Annotated in this window: 1 protein-coding gene; it reads right to left on the bottom strand. The window is 35.6% G+C overall.

Translation table 11 applies throughout. The features are described 5' to 3' along the window. Positions 1-166: 166 nt before the first annotated feature. Positions 167-1540: a sigma-54 interaction domain-containing protein gene (locus AC1DUW_RS28330; protein ID WP_477644121.1), complete on the bottom strand. Its 1374-nt coding sequence runs from the start codon at positions 1538-1540 to the stop codon at positions 167-169. Positions 1541-1551 lie beyond the last annotated feature (11 nt).

Below are 1551 nucleotides of genomic sequence, written 5' to 3'. Positions count from 1 at the left end.
GTATAAATCAACGGCCTGCTTTTTGAATGCTTTATCAAACGTTCTTTTAATATTACCCATAGAAAAATCCCCTCCATATATAGACAGATTAGTGTGCTTTCTTTTTTCTGTCTACTAAAAGGGGATCATATCAATTAATGGGGGCCTTCTTTGTGCGGGAATGATGTTATTTAACCTGATGCTTTTTCAAGCGGTATTGAAGACTTTGGCGACTTATATTCAAGGCTTTAGCTGCTTTAGAGATATTCATGCCATGTTCCTTTAATATCTTCTCCAAATAAATCTTTTCTGTATTAGCAATATAATCATCAAGAGATAGGGTTGTGTCTTGTAATTCTTCATTTTGAATAAGGTCATTTTTTATATCCAGTTGAGTTTCTTCCATATGAGCTTTCTTTTTAAATAAAGTTGGAAGATGCGGGATCTCAATTTTTGTATCCCCGGGTTCTAGTAAATTCATAGCCCCTTCAATAATATGCTCAAGTTCTCTTACATTTCCTGGCCATTCGTAATCATAAAAAAGAGAGTAGACCTCGTCGCTGATTCCTTCAATATCCAATTCAAACAACGCATTGAACTTTTCAATAAAGGATTGTGCCAGCAATGGTATATCTTCTTTCCGCTCACGAAGTGGAGGGATAAATAAGGATACAACGCTTAATCGATAATATAAATCCTTTCGTAAATGATCATTTGAAATCGCATCTATTGGATCTTCATTTATCGTTGCAATGACTCGAACATCAATTTTTTTGTCTTTTGTATCTCCTACTCGGCGAATCGTTCTTTCTTGAAGGGCCCGTAATAATTTTGCTTGCAAATTCGGGTTTAAAGAATTGATTTCATCAAGAAGGATGGTTCCGCCTTGTGCTTGTTCAAATAACCCAGGCCTTTCAATGGATCCTGTGAAAGCCCCTTTCTTCGTTCCAAAGAGAATTCCCTCAATTAAACTATCTGGCAGTGCAGCACAGTTTTGACTAATAAAAGGATGTGTTGAACGGTTACTTCCATTATGGATACTTTGGGCAAAGAGTTCTTTTCCGGTACCTGTTTCCCCGACTATCAAGATGGAGGATGTGGTTCTTGTGGAGCGCTTGCTCTTTTCAATGACGTCTAAGAAATTCTCACTAGTTCCAATGATACTGTCAAACGTATATTTGGTATCGCCCTTATTTAAAATATTATCTTTAATAATTCTTTCAAGATTTGTTATATCCTTTGCTACTTCAATAGCACCGATAATATTTTGCTTCTGATCTAAAATTGGAAACGTATTATTGATTGTTGTAATTTCCTGTCCGAGATTATTAAAGTAGGTCTGTTTTGAGTTTTCAGTTGCTTTTCCGGAATGAAGAGCCCGTATTAGCGTACTCTCAGTTTCCTCTTGGAACTTAAAAATATCAGGGATCTTTTTCCCTAATACATCTTCTGAATCCATTCCTTCAATTTCAGCCATTTTCTTGTTATAAACAATGGTTAGACCTTCTGTATCTATTATATGTATCCCAATATCAATTACATCTACGAGTGAATATAGGATAGATTGAAAAC

Source organism: Peribacillus sp. P4_C12 (assembly GCF_056402095.1).
This window is presented reverse-complemented; position numbering and strand designations above follow the sequence as displayed.